The organism is Micromonospora sp. NPDC049204 (genome assembly GCF_040647935.1).
Lineage (GTDB): Bacteria > Actinomycetota > Actinomycetes > Mycobacteriales > Micromonosporaceae > Micromonospora.
In genome coordinates this window covers 77091-93625 of record NZ_JBEZDC010000018.1, presented here as the reverse complement: position 1 = coordinate 93625, position 16535 = coordinate 77091, and the positions used below count along the sequence as shown (strand labels likewise).

The 16535-nt window shown below is 71.1% G+C and carries 17 protein-coding genes and 1 pseudogene; 9 read left to right on the top strand and 9 right to left on the bottom strand.

Features of this window, described 5'->3' with window-relative positions; all coding sequences use genetic code 11:
• Window positions 1-19 precede the first annotated feature (19 nt).
• A complete protein-coding gene (locus AB0A90_RS28360) occupies window positions 20-1309 on the bottom strand; it encodes a hypothetical protein (protein ID WP_357253856.1) in 1290 nt (429 codons plus the stop codon).
• Window positions 1310-1391: 82 nt separating this feature from the next.
• Window positions 1392-2312: a proline dehydrogenase family protein gene (locus AB0A90_RS28355; protein ID WP_357253855.1), complete on the bottom strand. Its 921-nt coding sequence runs from the start codon at window positions 2310-2312 to the stop codon at window positions 1392-1394.
• 107 nt (window positions 2313-2419) lie between these two features.
• Here AB0A90_RS28355 and AB0A90_RS28350 point away from each other — a divergent pair, with 107 nt between their 5' ends.
• Genes AB0A90_RS28350 through AB0A90_RS28340 form a run of 3 tightly spaced genes read left to right on the top strand, consistent with a single transcriptional unit; the run spans window position 2420 to window position 4467 of the window.
• The gene (locus tag AB0A90_RS28350) at window positions 2420-2692 is read left to right on the top strand and encodes a hypothetical protein (RefSeq protein ID WP_357253853.1); all 273 of its coding nucleotides are present in this window, start codon (window positions 2420-2422) and stop codon (window positions 2690-2692) included.
• 1 nt (window position 2693) lies between these two features.
• Entirely contained in the window at window positions 2694-3860 is a 1167-nt protein-coding gene (locus tag AB0A90_RS28345; protein ID WP_357253851.1) for a glutathionylspermidine synthase family protein, read from the top strand.
• 19 nt (window positions 3861-3879) lie between these two features.
• A complete protein-coding gene (locus AB0A90_RS28340) occupies window positions 3880-4467 on the top strand; it encodes a CGNR zinc finger domain-containing protein (RefSeq protein ID WP_357253850.1) in 588 nt (195 codons plus the stop codon).
• Window positions 4468-4498: 31 nt separating this feature from the next.
• Here AB0A90_RS28340 and AB0A90_RS28335 read toward each other — a convergent pair whose 3' ends face one another.
• Window positions 4499-5305 carry a sugar phosphate isomerase/epimerase gene (locus tag AB0A90_RS28335; protein WP_357253847.1) on the bottom strand — a complete coding sequence of 269 codons (807 nt, stop codon included), beginning with the start codon at window positions 5303-5305 and terminating at the stop codon, window positions 4499-4501.
• Between the two features lie 75 nt (window positions 5306-5380).
• Window positions 5381-6325 carry a Ppx/GppA phosphatase family protein gene (locus AB0A90_RS28330; RefSeq protein ID WP_357253846.1) on the bottom strand — a complete coding sequence of 315 codons (945 nt, stop codon included), beginning with the start codon at window positions 6323-6325 and terminating at the stop codon, window positions 5381-5383.
• Between the two features lie 80 nt (window positions 6326-6405).
• On the opposite strand from AB0A90_RS28330, the gene AB0A90_RS28325 reads away from it, so the two are divergent.
• Together AB0A90_RS28325 and AB0A90_RS28320 are read left to right on the top strand one after the other, a co-directional pair.
• Complete coding sequence (locus AB0A90_RS28325; protein ID WP_357253977.1) at window positions 6406-7203, top strand: hypothetical protein; 798 nt, start codon at window positions 6406-6408, stop codon at window positions 7201-7203.
• On the top strand, window positions 7146-7469 hold the full coding sequence (locus AB0A90_RS28320; protein WP_357253844.1) for a type II toxin-antitoxin system death-on-curing family toxin: 324 nt from the start codon (window positions 7146-7148) through the stop codon (window positions 7467-7469). The genes AB0A90_RS28325 and AB0A90_RS28320 overlap by 58 nt, the downstream gene beginning before the upstream one ends.
• Before the next feature lie 15 nt (window positions 7470-7484).
• Here the strand turns inward: AB0A90_RS28320 and AB0A90_RS28315 are convergent, their stop codons facing one another.
• Window positions 7485-8063, bottom strand: a complete 579-nt coding sequence (locus AB0A90_RS28315; RefSeq protein WP_357253843.1) for a TetR/AcrR family transcriptional regulator — start codon at window positions 8061-8063, stop codon at window positions 7485-7487.
• A gap of 241 nt (window positions 8064-8304) precedes the next feature.
• Between AB0A90_RS28315 and AB0A90_RS28310 the strand changes: the two genes are divergently transcribed.
• Complete coding sequence (locus tag AB0A90_RS28310) at window positions 8305-8958, top strand: NAD(P)-binding domain-containing protein (protein WP_357253840.1); 654 nt, start codon at window positions 8305-8307, stop codon at window positions 8956-8958.
• Window positions 8959-9019: 61 nt separating this feature from the next.
• Here the strand turns inward: AB0A90_RS28310 and AB0A90_RS28305 are convergent, their stop codons facing one another.
• Complete coding sequence (locus AB0A90_RS28305) at window positions 9020-9703, bottom strand: response regulator transcription factor (RefSeq protein WP_039906992.1); 684 nt, start codon at window positions 9701-9703, stop codon at window positions 9020-9022.
• 22 nt (window positions 9704-9725) lie between these two features.
• Window positions 9726-11009, bottom strand: coding sequence for an ATP-binding protein (locus AB0A90_RS28300; RefSeq protein ID WP_357253838.1), 1284 nt, complete (start codon window positions 11007-11009; stop codon window positions 9726-9728).
• Window positions 11010-11214: 205 nt separating this feature from the next.
• Here AB0A90_RS28300 and phoU point away from each other — a divergent pair, with 205 nt between their 5' ends.
• Window positions 11215-11868: a phosphate signaling complex protein PhoU gene (gene phoU / locus AB0A90_RS28295; protein ID WP_357253836.1), complete on the top strand. Its 654-nt coding sequence runs from the start codon at window positions 11215-11217 to the stop codon at window positions 11866-11868.
• 49 nt (window positions 11869-11917) lie between these two features.
• Here phoU and AB0A90_RS28290 read toward each other — a convergent pair whose 3' ends face one another.
• Window positions 11918-12685 (bottom strand): phosphoglyceromutase, encoded by a 768-nt coding sequence (locus AB0A90_RS28290; RefSeq protein ID WP_357253834.1) that lies wholly within the window; start codon window positions 12683-12685, stop codon window positions 11918-11920.
• Window positions 12686-12837: 152 nt separating this feature from the next.
• Between AB0A90_RS28290 and AB0A90_RS28285 the strand changes: the two genes are divergently transcribed.
• Complete coding sequence (locus AB0A90_RS28285) at window positions 12838-14121, top strand: MFS transporter (RefSeq protein ID WP_357253832.1); 1284 nt, start codon at window positions 12838-12840, stop codon at window positions 14119-14121.
• Window positions 14122-14196: 75 nt separating this feature from the next.
• Window positions 14197-15474, top strand: a complete 1278-nt coding sequence (locus AB0A90_RS28280) for an MFS transporter (protein WP_357253830.1) — start codon at window positions 14197-14199, stop codon at window positions 15472-15474.
• A 373-nt stretch (window positions 15475-15847) separates the two neighbouring features.
• On the opposite strand, the pseudogene AB0A90_RS28275 reads toward AB0A90_RS28280, so the two are convergent.
• Window positions 15848-16372, bottom strand: a pseudogene (locus AB0A90_RS28275) (hypothetical protein); the annotation flags it as partial.
• Window positions 16373-16535 lie beyond the last annotated feature (163 nt).

Sequence of the window (16535 nt, the reverse complement as noted above, 5' to 3'; positions counted from 1 at the left end):
CCCGCCACCTGCGAGCACGTCAGGCGGTGGCGGCGCGGACGTACGCGACGCACTCGTCGTGCAGCGTCGACCACTGCTCGCCGAACGCCTCCTCGGCAGCCACCTCGAGGGTCTTGCGCTCGTGCACCACAGCCTTGAAGAAGGTGAGCAACCGCTGCGGCCCGTACCTGTCGACGAGGTGCCGGACGGCCAGGTAGCCGACGCCGTAGCTGCCGGCGACCTGCTCGGCGGAGGCGTCGTCGGCCGGGTTGACGCCCGCCAACTTGCCGTCCCAGCCGGCCCGGACCAGTTTGCGCACCTCGGCGAGCCCTTCGTACCTGTCGACCGCCTGCCCGCCGGCGCCCGCGAACTCGGCCAGCCCCTCCACCAGCCACCAGGTGGTCTTGCCCGGGTAGCCGCGTTCCGGAAGCGAGGCCGCGTGGGTCAACTCGTGCCGGAGCAAATCGTCGGTGCCGCTGCTGGAGAGCCCGTCGGCGTTGAGCACCACCTCGTGGTGGCCGCCGCCCACGGTGACCGCGTAACCGCCGGTCCACCCTGGCCGGTCGCCGCCGTACCAACGCTTCCACTCGGCGGGGCCGGCGTAGAAGATCCGGTAGCGGTCCGGCGGCGAGCCGGCGACCGCGTACCCGTCGGCGACCTTTGCGGCCGCCTCGGCCTGGGCGAGCAGGCCGGGCAGCTTGCCGCGCAGCGCCGGGGTGGTGGCGACGATGGTCCGCGCGCCGATCGCCACGGCCAGGTCGCTGATCTCCCACGGTCGGGTGCCGGTCTCCACCGACTTGGATTCCTCCATGGCGACCAACCGGGGCTGGTCGCCGGACTCCCGCCAACGGGTGCCGATCAGCACCGGGCTGGGCCGGCAGTTCGGGGCGACGAAGCAGTACTGGAAGCGCACCAGGAGCCGCCACTCCCCCGGCTTGCCGACGATCGGCGCGGGCAGGCCGCTCGGTTCGGCCCGCCAAACGGTCACCTTCAGCTCGCGTAGTGCCGCGAAACGTCGGCGCAGGTCGGCGTGCACGGCGGGTTCGGCGATCGCGAGGAACCCGGCGCGGTCGCCGCCGAGCAGCGCCGTGGACTGCCGGTCGAGCTGGGCGGTCATCCGGTCGGTCAGCTCTCGGGCCGCTGCCGTGGCGGGATCGTCGGCCGTCGAGACACCGGCCCGGCTGATCGTGGACCGGGCGCCACTCTCCCGGATCACGCCCGCGACGAGCAGGGCCGGCAGGCCGCAGCCCAGCAGCAGGACGACCACCACGAGCACCGTCCACAGCGGCCAGAGCCGCCGTGGTGCTGGCTGCTGCACCCCGTCAGTCACCCGCCGAAGGGTACGACCAAACCCTGAACGCGGCGAGGCCGCCCCGGCCGATCGGTCCGGCCCGTCGGCCGGGGCGGAGGAACTACTTCTTGGAGATCAGGGCGCGGCCGAAGAAGACCAGGTTGGCGGGGCGCTCGGCGAGCCGGCGCATCAGGTAGCCGTACCACTCGTCGCCGTACGGGACGTACGTGCGCACGGTGTAGCCCTCGCCGGCCAGTCGGGCCTGCTCCTCGGGGCGGATGCCGTAGAGCATCTGGAACTCGAAGCGCTCCGGTCCCCGGTCGAACCACCGGGCCCGGTCCTCGCCGATGGCGATCATCCGCGGGTCGTGGGTGGCCAGCATCGGGTACCCGTCGCCGGACATCAGGATGTTCATGCAGCGCACGTACGACTTGTCCACCTCACGGGCCGACTGGTACGCCACCGACTCCGGCTCCTTGTACGCGCCCTTGCACAACCGCACCCGCGAACCGGCCGAGGACAGCTCCCGGCAGTCCGACTCGGTCCGGCGCAGGTACGCCTGGAGCACGGCACCCGTCGACGGGAAGTCCTTGCGCAGCCGGCTCAGCACCTCCAACGTCGAGTCGGTGGTGGTGTGGTCCTCCATGTCCAGGGTGACAGTGGTGCCCGCGGCGTCCGCCGCCGCGCAGATCGCCCGCGCGTTGTCGTACGCCAACTGCTCGTCGAACATCTGGCCGAGGGCGGAGAGCTTCACGCTCACCTCGGCGGGCGGGGTGAGCCCGGCGCCACCGAGCATCTTCAGCAACTTCAGGTATTCGTCGCGGGTGGCGATGGCCTGCTCGGGGGTGACGGTGTCCTCACCGAGGTGGTCGAGGGTGACCGCGAGACCGTCGTCGACGAGCCCGCGGGTCGCGCGCAACGCGTCGTCGGTGGTGGCGCCGGCGACGAACCGGCGAACGACGTCCCGGGTGTACGGGGCGGTCGCGACGAGCCGCTCGACCTGGGATGACCGGGAGGCGGCGAGGATGACGGAACGGAGCATGAACCGAGCGTATCGCCCCTGCCAGGAGCCCCGCCGGGGGGCGGGGAGAGCCGCCTCGCGCGGGGGGCGGGGCGGCGGCGGTGGCGCCCATCGGCTACAACGATGCCGTGGACCAACGCCCCCGCCGCCGGCTACGGTCGGCCTCCGTGCAGCTCGGCGCGCTCACCGCTCTCGCGCTCGCCCTCTCCGGCTGCAACATGACCTCTGACGACGACGATGACGACGACTGCGCCCTCGGGCCGGTCGGCGGCGGCGACACTGTCGCGTTGGCGATGCGGGTCCCCGACCCGGCCACCGGCCGCGCCGCCCCGGAGCCGACCACAGCCGCCGTGCCCGACCGGGGCGGGTTCGGCACCCACCTCGCCTCCTGCGGCGGCTGAGGTGCGCCGCGAGAGGGTCACGCCCCGCCCCGACTGGGACACCACGATCCGGGCGCAGGGACTGGTCTACGTCGACACCGAGCTGCCCGATGGCGACATGATGTCGTACTGGGACGAAACCGGCGCGTACGCCTTCGACCTCGACGAGGTGCTTCGGCTGGAGGAGGCCACCGAGGAGCTGCACCGGATGTCGGTGGCCGCCGCCGAGCACGTGGTGGCCACCCGCCGGTACGCCGAGTTCGGCATCCCGGAGTGGGCGACCGAAGCCGTGGCCCGGTCACTGCGGGAGGCCCCACCCACCCTCTACGGGCGCTTCGACCTGGCGTACGACGGCACCTGGCCGCCGAAGATGCTGGAGTACAACGCGGACACCCCCACCGCGCTCGTCGAGGCCAGCATCATCCAGTGGTACTGGCTGGAGCAGACCCGACCGGAGCTGGACCAGTGGAACAGCCTGCACGAGCGGCTGGTCGGCGCCTGGGCCAAGATCGGGGCCGGGCTGCACGAGCGCCGGGTGCACGTGCTGTGGTCGAACGAGGAGGAGTCCGGCGAGGATCACATGACCGCCGGCTACCTCGCCGAGACCGCCCGTCAGGCCGGACTGGACGTCGAGTTGCAGCCCATCCAGAAGATCGGCTGGGACGGCCGGCGCTTCGTCGACGCCGACGACCGCCCGGTGACCACCTGCTTCAAGCTCTACCCGTGGGAGTGGATGCTGGCGGAGCCGTACGGGCCGGCGGCGCTGGCCCCGGGCACCCCGACCACCTGGATCGAGCCGGCGTGGAAGCTGCTGCTGTCGAACAAGGCGCTGCTCGCCGTCCTGTGGGAGCTGTACCCCGACCACGACTACCTGCTCCCGGCGTATCTCGACTCGCCACGCGGCATGACGGAGTACGTCGCCAAGCCGCTGCTCGGCCGGGAGGGCGGCTCGGTCCGCATCGTCACGGCCGAGCAGGAGATCACCAACCCGGGGATCTACGGCGACGAGGGCTGGTGCTACCAGGAGTTCCGGGCGTTGCCGCAGTTCGACGGCAACCGGATGGTGCTGGGCAGCTGGATCGTCGACGGTGAGTCGGCCGGCGTGGGTGTGCGGGAGAGCGCCAGTCTGATCACCGATGGCTACGCGCGGTTCCTGCCGCACTACATCGACGCGCCGCGTACCGCATGAGTCGTCTACCGTTGGGGGCGTGAACTTCGACGCGTACGCCCGGACCGGCGTTGACCTGGTCAACGCCCGCCTGGACGACCTCGACGACCTGCGGGCACTCTTCCCCGACGACAATGCCTGGATGCGCGACGAGGTCGCGGACCGGGACGTCGCGATCTTCCGGCGGGCACAGAAACGGTTGCGCGACGTCTTCGAGTACGGCACCTCGGGGCGGGACGGCCAGGCGGTTACCGAGCTGAACGCGCTGCTCGAGGCGTTCCCGGTGCAGCCGCGCATCTCGGGGCACGACTCCAGTGACTGGCACATGCACGTGACCAGCCGGGGCGCCTCCGTCAGTGCCGAATACCTGGCCGGCGCGGTCTGGGGGCTGTCGGTCTGGCTCTGCGAGTACGGCAGTGCCCGGTTCGGGGTCTGCGCCGACGAGCGGTGCGGCAACGTCTACCTGGACACGTCGTCCAACTGCTGCCGGCGGTTCTGCTCGGAGCGCTGCGCCACCCGTTCGCACGTGGCGGCGCACCGGGCCCGCAAGCGGGCGGCGGTCGGTGAGCAGTTGAGGGTCGCCCCGCAGCCGACGAGCGCCGCGGACTCGCTCTCACCGGTCAGCTGACCCCGGCGCCGCCCGTCGCGGGCGGACGTGGTCAGGCGTCGACCGGGGACGACGCGGTCAGGTGCTGACGGGCGAACTCCAGCGCGGCACGCAGGTCCGCCTCGCGTACCGCGCGGCTCTTCGCGCCCCGGGTGGCGACCTCCACCGCCACCGCCCCGGTGAAACCCCGACCGGCCAGCGAGGAGAGCAGCTCACCGCAGGGCTGGGTGCCGCGCCCGGGCACCAGGTGCTCGTCGCGGCCCTCGCCGGTGCCGTCGCCCAGGTGCACGTGCGCCAGTCCGGCGCCCATCCGGTCGGCCATCTCCAGGGGGTCGCTGTGCGACGCCGCGCAGTGCGACAGATCCAGGGTGTACGACGGGTAGCCGGTGTCGGTGGGATCCCAGCCCGGCACGTACGGGACGAACTGCCGGCCCGCCATCCGGACCGGGTACATGTTCTCCACCGCGAACCGCAGCCCGTTGAACCGGTCCGCGACGGTGGCCAACCCCTCGGTGAAGTTGCGCGCGTAGTCACGCTGCCAGGTGAACGGCGGGTGCACCACCACCGTCGGCGCCCCCAGCGTCTCGGCCAGCTCGGCGGCCTTGCGCAGCCGCTCCCACGGGTCCGGGCTCCACACCCGCTGGGTGACCAGCAGGCAGGGCGCGTGCACCGAGAGCACCGGCATGCCGTAGTGCGTGGAGAGGCCGCGCAGCGCGCCCGCGTCCTGGCTGACCACGTCGGTCCAGACCATCACCTCCACCCCGTCGTAGCCGAGTGCCGCGGCCAGTTGGAACGCCGCGGCGGTCGGCTCGGGGAAGACCGAGGAGCTGGACAGGAGCACGGGAACGCGGGAAGTCACATCAGCCAGCGTAGCCCGGCAGCGCTGTCGTCATTGCGACGAGCGCCGGCAAATCGGCCGAAACCGACCCCCGGGTCAGCTCGGTTCGAGTTGATCGAGTCGACGGAGGATGACGCCCTCGCGCAGCGCCCACGGGCAGATGTCGAGCGAGTCCAGATCCAGGCGGCGCATCACCGCCTCGGCGACCACGGCACCCGCCAGCAGCTGGTGCGCACGACCCGCGCTGACCCCCTCCAGCTCCATCAACTGGGCCGGCGGGATGTGCCGGATGAACCCGATGACCTGCCGCAGGCCCGCCCGGGTCAGGCTGCGCCGCGCCCAGAGCCCGGCGCCGGAGGGCGCGGCCCCGGCCAGTCGGGCCAGGGTTCGGAACGTCTTCGAGGTGGCCACCACGCGGTCCCAACCGACCTGGGTGATCTGGTCGACCACCTTGTCCAGCCGGCCGTCCACGTACTCCCGGAGCTTTTCGACGGCCTCCGCCGACGGTGGGACCGCGCTGGCCGGGTCGACCCCCAACCGCTCCCGGGTCAGCCGGCCGGCCCCGAGCGGCAGCGAGACCGCGACGTTTGGGTCCTCGTCGATGCCGGCGGCGATCTCCAGCGAGCCGCCGCCGATGTCCAGCACCAGCAGCCGACCCGCCGACCAGCCGAACCACCGCCGGACGGCCAGGAACGTCGACCGTGCCTCGTCCGCGCCGGAGAGCACCGCGAGTCGTACGCCGGTCTGGTCCCGGACCCGGGTCAGCACCTCGGCCGCGTTGGTGGCGTCGCGCACCGCGGACGTGGCGAAGGCGATCAGGTCGTCGGCCGCCAGGCCGGTGGCCGCCGCCTTGGCCATGCCCACGGCCTTGACCAGGCCGTCGGCACCCGCCTCGGTCAGCGCGCCGTCGGGGCCGATCTGCTCGGCCAGCCGGAGCACCACCTTCTCGGAGTGCGCCGGCCAGGGGTGCGCGCCGTGGTGCGCGTCCACCACCAGGAGGTGCACCGTGTTGGATCCGACGTCGAGAACACCCAGTCGCATGGTGAAGACCCTAGGTGCAACACGTTTGCGCGGCTCGCCGGCCTGCGCCCCACACCGCGCGTACGCTGGGCCGGGTGACGATGGAGCTCCGTGTGCTGGTGGACGACCCAGGCGACCCGCGCAGCCGTGAGGTGGCACTGGACTTCCCGCGGGAGTGGATCGAGTTCACCGATCCGGCTGACGAGACGCACCTGATCCGCGCCGACCTGACCTGGCTGCTCTCCCGCTGGACCTGCATCTTCGGCAAGGGCTGCCACGGCATCATCGCCGGGCGGGCCGCCGACGGCTGCTGCTCGCACGGGGCGTTCTTCACCGACTCGGACGACGAGAAGCGGGTCCGCAACGCCGTCAAGCGGCTCACCCCGGCGACCTGGCAGCACTTCCGGCGCGGTTTCAAGAACTGGACCGACGAGGACACCATCGACGGCAAGAACCCGGCCCGCCGCACCGCCACCCAGGGCGCCGACGGCCCCTGCGTGTTCCTCAACGACGCCGACTTCGCCGGCGGTGGGGGCTGCGCCCTGCACGGTCAGGCGTTGCGCGACGGGGTGCACCCGTTGGAATACAAGCCGGACGTCTGCTGGCAGCTACCGATCCGCCGCGATCAGGACTGGGTCAAGCGGCCGGACAACTCCAAGGTGCTGGTCTCCACCCTGTCCGAGTTCGATCGGCGCGGTTGGGGCGCCGGTGGGCACGACCTGGACTGGTGGTGCACCTCCTCGACGGATGCGCACGTCGGCACCGAGCCGATGTACCTGTCGTACGCCCCGGAGCTGAGCGCACTGATCGGCGCTGCCGCCTACGAGCGGCTGGCCGAGCTGTGCGCGGCGCGGGTCAAGCAGGGCATGGTCGCCCCGCACCCCGCCGACGAAATCTAGCTGATCTTGGTAGCAATCTTGCTACCATTTGCCGCAAGGCCGCCGCGCTGCTGCATTCACTTGTCAACAACCACCCGTTCGTGGATGGCAACAAGCGGATCGGCTGGATCGCGGCAATCGCCTTCCTGCTGCAGAACCGGGCCATCACGATCGCGCAGCTCGACGAGGTCGACCAGGACGTCGCGTACGACCTGGTGATCAGCGTGACGGAGAGCCGGCTGACCGAGGTGGCCGAGATCGCCGCCGCGCTGCGCAAGCTGTTCTGAGCGCTCGGCGGCGGGTCAGCGCAGGGCGTCGTCGACCAGGGTGCGGGCGCTGCGCCGAGCCGCCTCGGCGATCGTAGGGTCGCCGTCCAGCACACCGCTGGCGAGCCCGCCGTCGAGCAACAGGGTGAGCTGCCGGGCGAGCAGTTCCGGTTCGGCAGCGCCGGCCTGCCGGGCCAGCTCGGTCACCCAGGCGCGGACCACCGTCTTGTGCTCGACCGTCCGGGCGTGCACCGGCCCGCCCGCAGGTGACTCGGCGGCGGTGTTGATGAACGCGCAGCCGTGGTAACCGTCCCGGCGACAGGCGCCGACCAGCGCGTCGAACATCCCGACCAACTGGTCGCGCGGCCGCTCGCCGGCGTCCCGGGCCGCCGCCCGCAACGCGCCGAACCACGCCTGGTCAACCCGATCGAGGTAGGCCAGCACGAGATCGTCCTTGCGCGGGAAGTGCTTGTAGAGCGTCGCTTTCGCCACGCCGGACTCGGCGATCACCGTGTCCACGCCGACGCCGCGCGGCCCGTGCGCGTAGAACAACCGGAACGCGGTATCCAGGATCCGGTCCCGGGCCGAGCCGGCCGGGGTGCGGGGCGCGGGCATCGACACTCCCTCGATCTGCTGGTGGCGGCACAGATCCTACAGACAGTTCCGTCTGCACATCCCACCGCGTCAACGGCCGGCATCGCCTGGGCGCGTCCTCGCGCCCCGCCCCACCCCGGCGTTTGCACGTGCCGTTGCTGCGCACGACGCTTTTCGCGGGGCAGCAGTAGACAGACCTGTCTGTTAGCCTGCTGGTACTCGGCATGAGTCCACTTGGCACACCGACGGAGGATCGATCGACATGCGTATCGCAGTTCTCGGAACCGGCTCGGTCGGGCAGGCGATCGCCGCTCGCACGGCGGAGCTGGGCCACCAGGTCGTCATCGGCACCCGCGACGTCGCGGCCCTGCGGGCCGGCGCACAGGCCGCCTGGGTGGCGCAGCACCCCGAGGTCGGCCTGGCCACCCTGGCCGAAGCCGCCAGTGCCGCCGAGCTGGTGGTGAACGCCACCAACGGCAACGGCTCGCTGCCCGCCCTGACCGCGGCCGGCGCACCGAACCTGGCCGGCAAGGTCCTGCTCGACATCGCCAACCCGCTCGACTTCGGCGCGGGCTTCCCGCCCACCCTGTCGGTGCACAACACCGACTCCCTCGCCGAACGCATCCAGCGCGAGTTTCCACAGGCCTTGGTGGTCAAGTCGCTCAACACGCTGACCGCCGAGCTGATGGTGCATCCGCGTCAGCTCGCCGACGGCGAGCACAGCGTCTTCGTCTCCGGTGACGACGCGGAGGCCAAGCGGATCGTCACCGGGCTGCTCATCAGCTTCGGGCACACCGACGTGATCGACCTCGGCGACCTCTCCACCGCGCGGGGCACCGAGATGCTGCTGCCGCTCTGGTTGCGGCTCTACGGCCGGCTCGACACCGCCATCTTCAACGTCAAGGTCGTCCGCTGACCGAGCGCGAACAGCCCGAAGGGGGCCTGCGTCGAACGCAGACCCCCTTCGGGTACGCCGATCACGGCTCGAACTTGTAGCCCAGGCCCCGAACGGTGACGATGAAACGCGGCGCGGACGGCTCCGGCTCGATCTTGGAACGCAACCGCTTGACGTGCACGTCCAACGTCTTGGTGTCACCGACGTAGTCGGCACCCCAGACCCGGTCGATGAGCTGGCCGCGGGTGAGCACCCGGCCCGCGTTACGCAGCAGCAGCTCCAGCAACTCGAATTCCTTCAGCGGCAGCTGCACAGCTCCGCCCTCGACGGTCACCACGTGCCGTTCGATGTCCATGCGCACCGGGCCGGCGGCCAGCGTCGGCGCCCCCGCCTCGGCCACCTCCGGGCTCTGCCGGCGCAGGACCGCCCGGATCCGGGCAACCAGTTCCCGCGGCGAGTACGGCTTGGTGACGTAGTCGTCGGCGCCGATCTCCAGCCCGACCACCTTGTCGATCTCGCTGTCCCGAGCGGTGACCATGATGATCGGCACGGCGGACCGCTGCCGCAGTTGCCGGCAGACCTCGGTCCCCGACATCTCGGGCAACATCAGGTCGAGCAGCACGATGTCGGCGCCGGTCCGGTCGAACTCGGTGAGGGCGTCGGTGCCGGTCGCAGCGACCGAAACCTCGAAGCCCTCCTTACGGAGCATGTACGACAAGGCGTCGGAGAACGACTCCTCGTCCTCGACCACCAGAACGCGGCTCAACGGGGATTTCCTTTCATTGCTGTCAGACCTGCCGTAGCCCAGCCGGACCGGACTCGATCCCAACCGGCGGCAGTGTCGCCAGCAGGTCGTCCGGTGGGCTGGCGGGCAGCCGGAGGGTGAACGTCGATCCACCACCAAGAGTGCTCGACACCTCGACCCGTCCGCCATGGTTGCTCGCGATGTGTTTCACGATTGCCAGGCCGAGTCCGGTGCCGCCGGTGGCCCGCGAACGGGCCTGGTCGGCCCGGTAGAACCGCTCGAAGATCCGGTCCACGTCGGTGGGGGCAATGCCGATGCCCTGGTCAGCGACCGCGATCTCGACGTGTTCGTCGTCGCCGCGGAGGGTGACCCGCACCGCCGTGTCCTCACCCGAGTAGTTGATGGCGTTCTCCACCAGATTCGCCACCGCCGTGGCGAGTTGGGAGTCGCTGCCGTACACGGTGAGGCCCCGCTGACCGTCGACTGTCACCTCGACATTGCGGGCGGAAGCCGTGGTGCGGGTCCGGTCGACCACCTCGGCGATCACCCAGTCCAGCGCGACCGGCTCGGGTGGCGGTTGCGGTTCGGCGCCCTGCAACCGGGTCAACTCCAGCAACTCCTGCACCAGCCGACCCAGCCGGGTCGACTCGTGCTGGATCCGCTCGGCGAACCGGCGCGCGGCCACCAGGTCCTCGGAGAGGTCGGGCGCCGCCGCGTCGGCCGGCTCGGTGGCGTCGAGCAACGCCTCGGCGAGCAGTTGGAGCGCCCCGATCGGGGTCTTCAGCTCGTGACTCACATTGGCCACGAAGTCGCGTCGTACGCGGGTCAGCCGGTGCGACTCGGTCACGTCGACCGCTTCCACCGCGATGAAGCCGTTGCCGAGACCCATCGCCCGCAGGTGCACGCCGAGCGGGTTCTCCCCCGCGCTGTCGCGACCCCGGGGCAGGTCAAGTTCGATCTCGCGCCGCACCCCGGTGCGTCGCACCTGGCCGGCAAGGGTACGGATCAGCGGGTGCGCGGCGATCGAGCCGGGGGTGCTGCCGGTACGCAGGAGCCCCATCGCGCGGGCGGCCGGGTTGATCAACACAGGGACGTCGTCGTTGTCCAGTACCACGACACCGGCCCGGAGTGAGTCGATCGTCCGGCGGCCGAGCCCGGCCTGCTGCTCGTCGGCTATCGCGGGCCTCCCCCTGCTTGAGCGGGAGTTGACACTCCCCGTCGACGTGGAGCGTCCGTCCCGCGAGGGCAGGAACCGGGGCAGCAGGAGACCGGCGACCAATCCGGCCACCAATGCCACGGCCACCACGACCGCCACCGTCCACTCCACCCGGCGATCGTAGGGTCATTGTTAACCTGGCTACCACACAGAACGGGACGAACCACCCTCACTTTCAGAAGTGTTCACCCCCGCGTCCGGCGTCGTTCACCGTGGTTCATCCGAGGTCCGCCCGCGCCCCATACCGTTGGCGTCGCACCTGCTCAACCCCCCTGCGCCGGCACCCGCCGGCGGCGACCGACCACAGGACGTGATGATGCGCGACGAGTTTCGGGCCGACCTCCAGATCGTCAGCCAACTGCTGGTGGACATGGCGGAGGGCGTCCGCGCCGCCATGCGCCAGGCCACCCGCGCCCTGCTCACCGCCGACCGGCAGGCCGCCGAGACGGTCATCGAGCGGGACGGCGAGATCGACGACCTCTACCGACACGTCGAGGAGCGGGTCTGTGACCTGCTGGCCCGACAGGCACCGGTCGCCTCCGACCTCCGGGCGATGATCACCGCGCTGCACGTGGCCGCTGATCTGGAGCGGATGGGCGACCTCGCCGAGCACGTGGCCAAGACCGCGCTGCGCCGGCACCCCTCCCCCGCCGTCCCGGCCGAGTTGCGGACGGTCTTCACCGAGATGTCCGAGATCGCCGACCGGATGGCTGTGAAGATCGGCTCGGTGCTGGCGAAGCCCGACGCCGACCTGGCCGGCGAACTGGACCGCGACGACGACGCCATGGACGAGCTGCACAAGAACCTGTTCGCGGTGCTGCTCGGCGACGACTGGCCGTACGGGGTGGAGACCGCGATCGACGCCACCCTGCTGGGCCGCTTCTACGAGCGCTTCGCCGACCACGCGGTCAACGCCGGCGAGCACGTGATCTACCTGATCACCGGGCAGAGCGGACCCTCCGCGAGCTGAACCGACCAGGACGAAGGCCCCCGGAATCCCGGGGGCCTTCGTCGTCGGCTCAGCGGCCCTGGTTCGCGACCGCGGCGGCGGCTTCCTTCGCTGCCGTGGGGTCGAGGTAGGTGCCGCCCAGGGTGAGTGGGCGCAACTGCGGGTCGAGGTCGTAGCGCAGCGGGATGCCGGTCGGGATGTTCAGCTTGGCGATCGCCTCGTCGGAGATCTGGTCGAGGTGCTTGACCAGGGCGCGCAGCGAGTTGCCGTGCGCGGCCACCAGCACCGTCCGGCCGGCCAGGATGTCCGGCACGATCGAGTCGTACCAGTAGGGCAGCATCCGCTCGACGACGTCCTTGAGGCACTCGGTACGCGGCATCAGCTCGGTCGGCAGCAGCGCGTAGCGGGGGTCACCCACCTGCGACCACTCGTCGTTGTCGTCGATCGGCGGCGGCGGTGTGTCGTACGACCGGCGCCAGAGCATGAACTGCTCCTCGCCGTACTCGTCGAGGGTCTGCTTCTTGTTCTTGCCCTGCAGGGCGCCGTAGTGGCGCTCGTTGAGCCGCCACGACCGGCGCACCGCGATCCAGTGCCGGTCGGCGGCGTTGAGCGCCAGCTCGGCGGTGCGGATCGCACGGCGCATCACGCTGGTGTGCACGACGTCCGGCAGCAGGCTGTGCTCGCGCATCAGCTCGCCGCCGCGCCTCGCCTCGCGCTCGCCCTTCTCGGTCAGGTCGACGTCCACCCAGCCGGTGAAGAGGTTCTTGGCATTCCAGTCGCTCTCACCGTGTCGCAGCAGGACCAGCGTCCCGACGGTGGGCCCTTCGCTCGCAGTCATGCGGATCATCCTGCCTCAACCGCCGAGGGGACACGCGGGCAGCCGTCGTGACGACCACCACGTGAATATGCGGATGACCAGCGGCCGCGCCCGCCGCTAGGGTTGTAAGGCACGACAGTCACATCGGTCATTACTTGCAAGCGGGGCGCCATATGCGGACGATGCGGAGCTGGTTCCGGGACACCACCGGAGGCCTGCCCACCACCTTCTGGTACCTGTGGTCTGGCACCCTGATCAACCGGCTCGGCTCGTTCGTCCTCGTCTTCCTCGCCATCTACCTCACCCAGGAACGCGGCTTCTCGGCCTCTCAGGCCGGCCTGGTGATCGGCCTGTGGGGCGTCGGCGGCGCGTTCGGCACCACCGCCGGCGGCACCCTCGCGGACCGGTGGGGTCGCCGGCCGACACTGCTCACCGCCCACGTGGGCGCGGCCGTGATGATGCTCGGCCTCGGCCTGGCCCGGGACCTCTGGGCGGTGGCGCTGGGCGCCCTGCTGCTCGGCATGTTCGCCGAGGCGGCCCGGCCCGCGTTCGGGGCCATGATGATCGACGTGGTGCCGGCGAAGGACCGGCTGCGCGCCTTCTCGCTCAACTACTGGGCGATCAACCTCGGCTTCGCCTGCGCCGCCGTCCTCGCCGGCCTCGCCGCACAGGCCGACTACCTGCTGCTCTTCGTGGTCGACGCCGGCACCATGCTGATCACCGCGCTGATCATCTTCACCCGGGTGCCGGAGACCCGGCGGTCCGGTATCGCCGCCACCGCCGCGACGACCGCCCCGCGCGGCGCTCTGCGCACGATCCTCACCGACCGCGTCTACCTCGGTTTCGTGGCTCTCAACCTGTTCGCCGCGCTGGTCTTCCTCCAGCACATCTCGATGCTGCCGATCGCCATGGGCGACGACGGCCTGAGCCCGGCCACCTACGGCTCGGTGATCGCGCTCAACGGGATCCTCATCGTGGTCGGCCAGCTCTTCGTGCCCCGGTTGATCCGGGGTCGGAGCCGCTCCCACGTGCTCGCGCTGGCGTCCGTGGTGATGGGCGTCGGGTTCGGGCTGACCGCGTTCGCCGGCACCCCCTGGTTCTACGGGCTGACCGTGCTGATCTGGACGGTCGGCGAGATGCTCAACTCGCCGTCCAACTCCACGCTCATCGCCGAACTCTCCCCGGCCGAGCTACGCGGCCGCTACCAGGGCGTCTTCTCCCTGTCCTGGCAGATCGCCGGGGCCAGCGCGCCGATCCTCGGCGGCCTGGTGCGCGAGCACGTCGGCAACGACGCGCTCTGGTACGGCTGCGCCGCGCTCGGCGTCCTGACCGCCGTGGCCCACCTGGTGTCGGGACCGGCCCGGGAGCGGCGCGCCGCCGCGCTGCGCCGATCCGGCGAGGCACTGGCACCTGTCGACACCAGCCGGACGCCGCAACCCGCCGAGGCAGCCGCCTGACGACTGGCGCCGGGGCGGCCCGATTTCCTACCCTGCACTCGGAACAGTTAAGAAAGCGAACTGTATGGAGGTCGGGTGCACGCCCTGCGGCGCTGGTGGCACGACACCGCGGGCGGGCTTCCCGCCACCTTCTGGTACCTCTGGGCCGGACTGCTGATCAACCGGGCCGGCGCGTTCGCCATGCTGTTCCTCTCGCTCTACCTCACCGACGTACGCGGAGCGAGCATCGGGCTGGCCGGCACCGTGGTCGGCGCGTACGGGGCCGGTGGTGCGGCCGGCGTGCTGCTCGGTGGCGTCCTCGCCGACCGGTGGGGCCGCCGGGCGACCCTGCTCGCCGCGCACGTGAGCACGGCCGCCCTGATGGTGGCACTCGCCTTCAGCCAGCACCTGCTCCTGATCGCGGTGCTCTCCGCGCTCGTCGGCGTGGTCCACTCGATGCCCAGTCCGGCGTTCGTCGCGGCGATCGTCGACGTGGTGCCCGCCGAGCGCCGCTCCCGCGCGTTCAACCTTCAGTTCTGGGCGTTCAACCTGGGCATGGCGGTCGCCTCGCTGCTCGCCGGGGTGCTGGCCGAGGCGAGCTTCACGGCGCTGTTCCTCGTCGACGCCGGTGCCACCCTGACGGCGGCCGCCGTGATCGCCTGGAAGGTGCCGGAGACCCTGCGCCTGGCCGCCCCGCCCGCCGACCCTGCGCCGGCCAGTCGCGCGTCGGTCCGGCCTCGCCGGCAGGGGCTGCACACCGCGCTCACCGACCGCACCTTCCTGATCTTCGTCGGGCTCACCTTCGTGCTGGCCGTCCTCACCATGCAGACGTCCACGATCATGCCGCTGGCCATGCGCGCGGACGGTCTGGGCCCATCGGCGTACGGGCTGGTGGTGGCGCTCGGCGGCGCGCTGATCGTGATCGGGCAACTGTTCGTGCCCAGGCTGATCGACAGGCACCGCAAGGACGTCGTACTGGCCGCGTCCACCGCGCTGCTCGCGCTCGGCTTCGGGGCGCTCGTCGTCGCCGACGAACTGGCCGTCTACCTGGGTGCCGCGGCGGTCTGGACGATCGGTTCGATGCTCGCCGCCCCGCCCAACGCGCAGATCAATGCCGACCTGGCACCGCCGCGGCTCCGTGCCCGATATCAGGCGGTCTTCTACCTGACGTTCCCGGCGGCGGCGTTCGTCGCTCCCACCCTCGGCGGGGTGAGCCTGCAACACCTCGGCGACCGGCACTGGCTGCTCGTGGGTGGGCTGGGCATGGCAGCGGCGGTCGGGCACCTGGTCGCCGGACCACCCCGGGAACGACACGTCGCCGCGCTACGGCGGGAGCAGACATCGTCGTCCGCCGACCGGGTGCCCACCGCATGACCCCTCGACACGGCAAAGCGCCCACCTCGACCCTGAGGTCGTGATGGGCGCCCGCCGGTGGGGCCGGCGGCGGCGGGCAAACACTCACCCCCGTAAGCATCGCCCGCTCAGCCGCCGGTCCAAACAGGTGGGCCACCGTCCCCCAACGGTAAATCCACCCGTCCCCTCGCGCCTCGCCTGGTGCGCGGATCTGATCGATCCGCCGCTCCCCCGAACGTTTCCAAGCGTGGCGCGGTGCAATAAAGTTAGTTCGCCCGGATTCTGGATTCAACCCAGAACGTCTGTCTCGCCGGTCACAACTGACGAGTATCCGCTGCTCGGGCCTCAATCTCTGGCAACAGCCGGGTACCCGTCAGCCATTCCCGCAAACGCCTCAACCGTCCTCCCGATCGGGTGACTCGGTCCGGAAGAAGCTGCTCTGCCGACCGCTGCGCAACTGTTCCTGATAAATCAGGTTCAGTCGCCGCAGATCAAAGGTATGGAACCACTCATCCCAGGTGATCTCGCGAATTCGGCTACTTTCCCGGTAACCGGGGATGTTGAAGGTCAGAACGCCCGCCCGACCGTCGCGTTCGGTGCCCGCGATGGTCGCCGGCTTGGCCCCACGCTCCCGGGCCCACCGCTGGATCACCTCGTGATTCGTGGTGATCAAACTGCGCCCCGGCCGCTCCGGCCGGTCCAGCATCGACGAGATCACCTGCGAGCTGCGGACCGACCGCCCGGTGCCCCGTCCGGTCCGAATCCCACCGGCCGTCGTCCCGCCACCGGTCGACGGCGTCAGCGTGCGCTTCGCCGACGTGCTCTTGGCCGGCGTCGCACGCTTCGCTGTCGTGCGCTTAGCCGCCGTGCTCTTGGCCGGTGTCGTGCGCTTCGCTGTCGTGCTCTTGGCCGGTGCCGTGCGCTTCGCCGCCGGCCGGGCCGGTGCCTTCTTCGCCGGCGCCTTCCGCGCGCGCGCCGTACGCGCCGTCGCTGTCTTGCGGGCCGCTGCGGTCTTGCGGGCGGCCGTGGTTTTGCGTGCCGCGGTGGTCTTGCGTGCCGCCGTGGTCTTGCGTGCCGCCGTG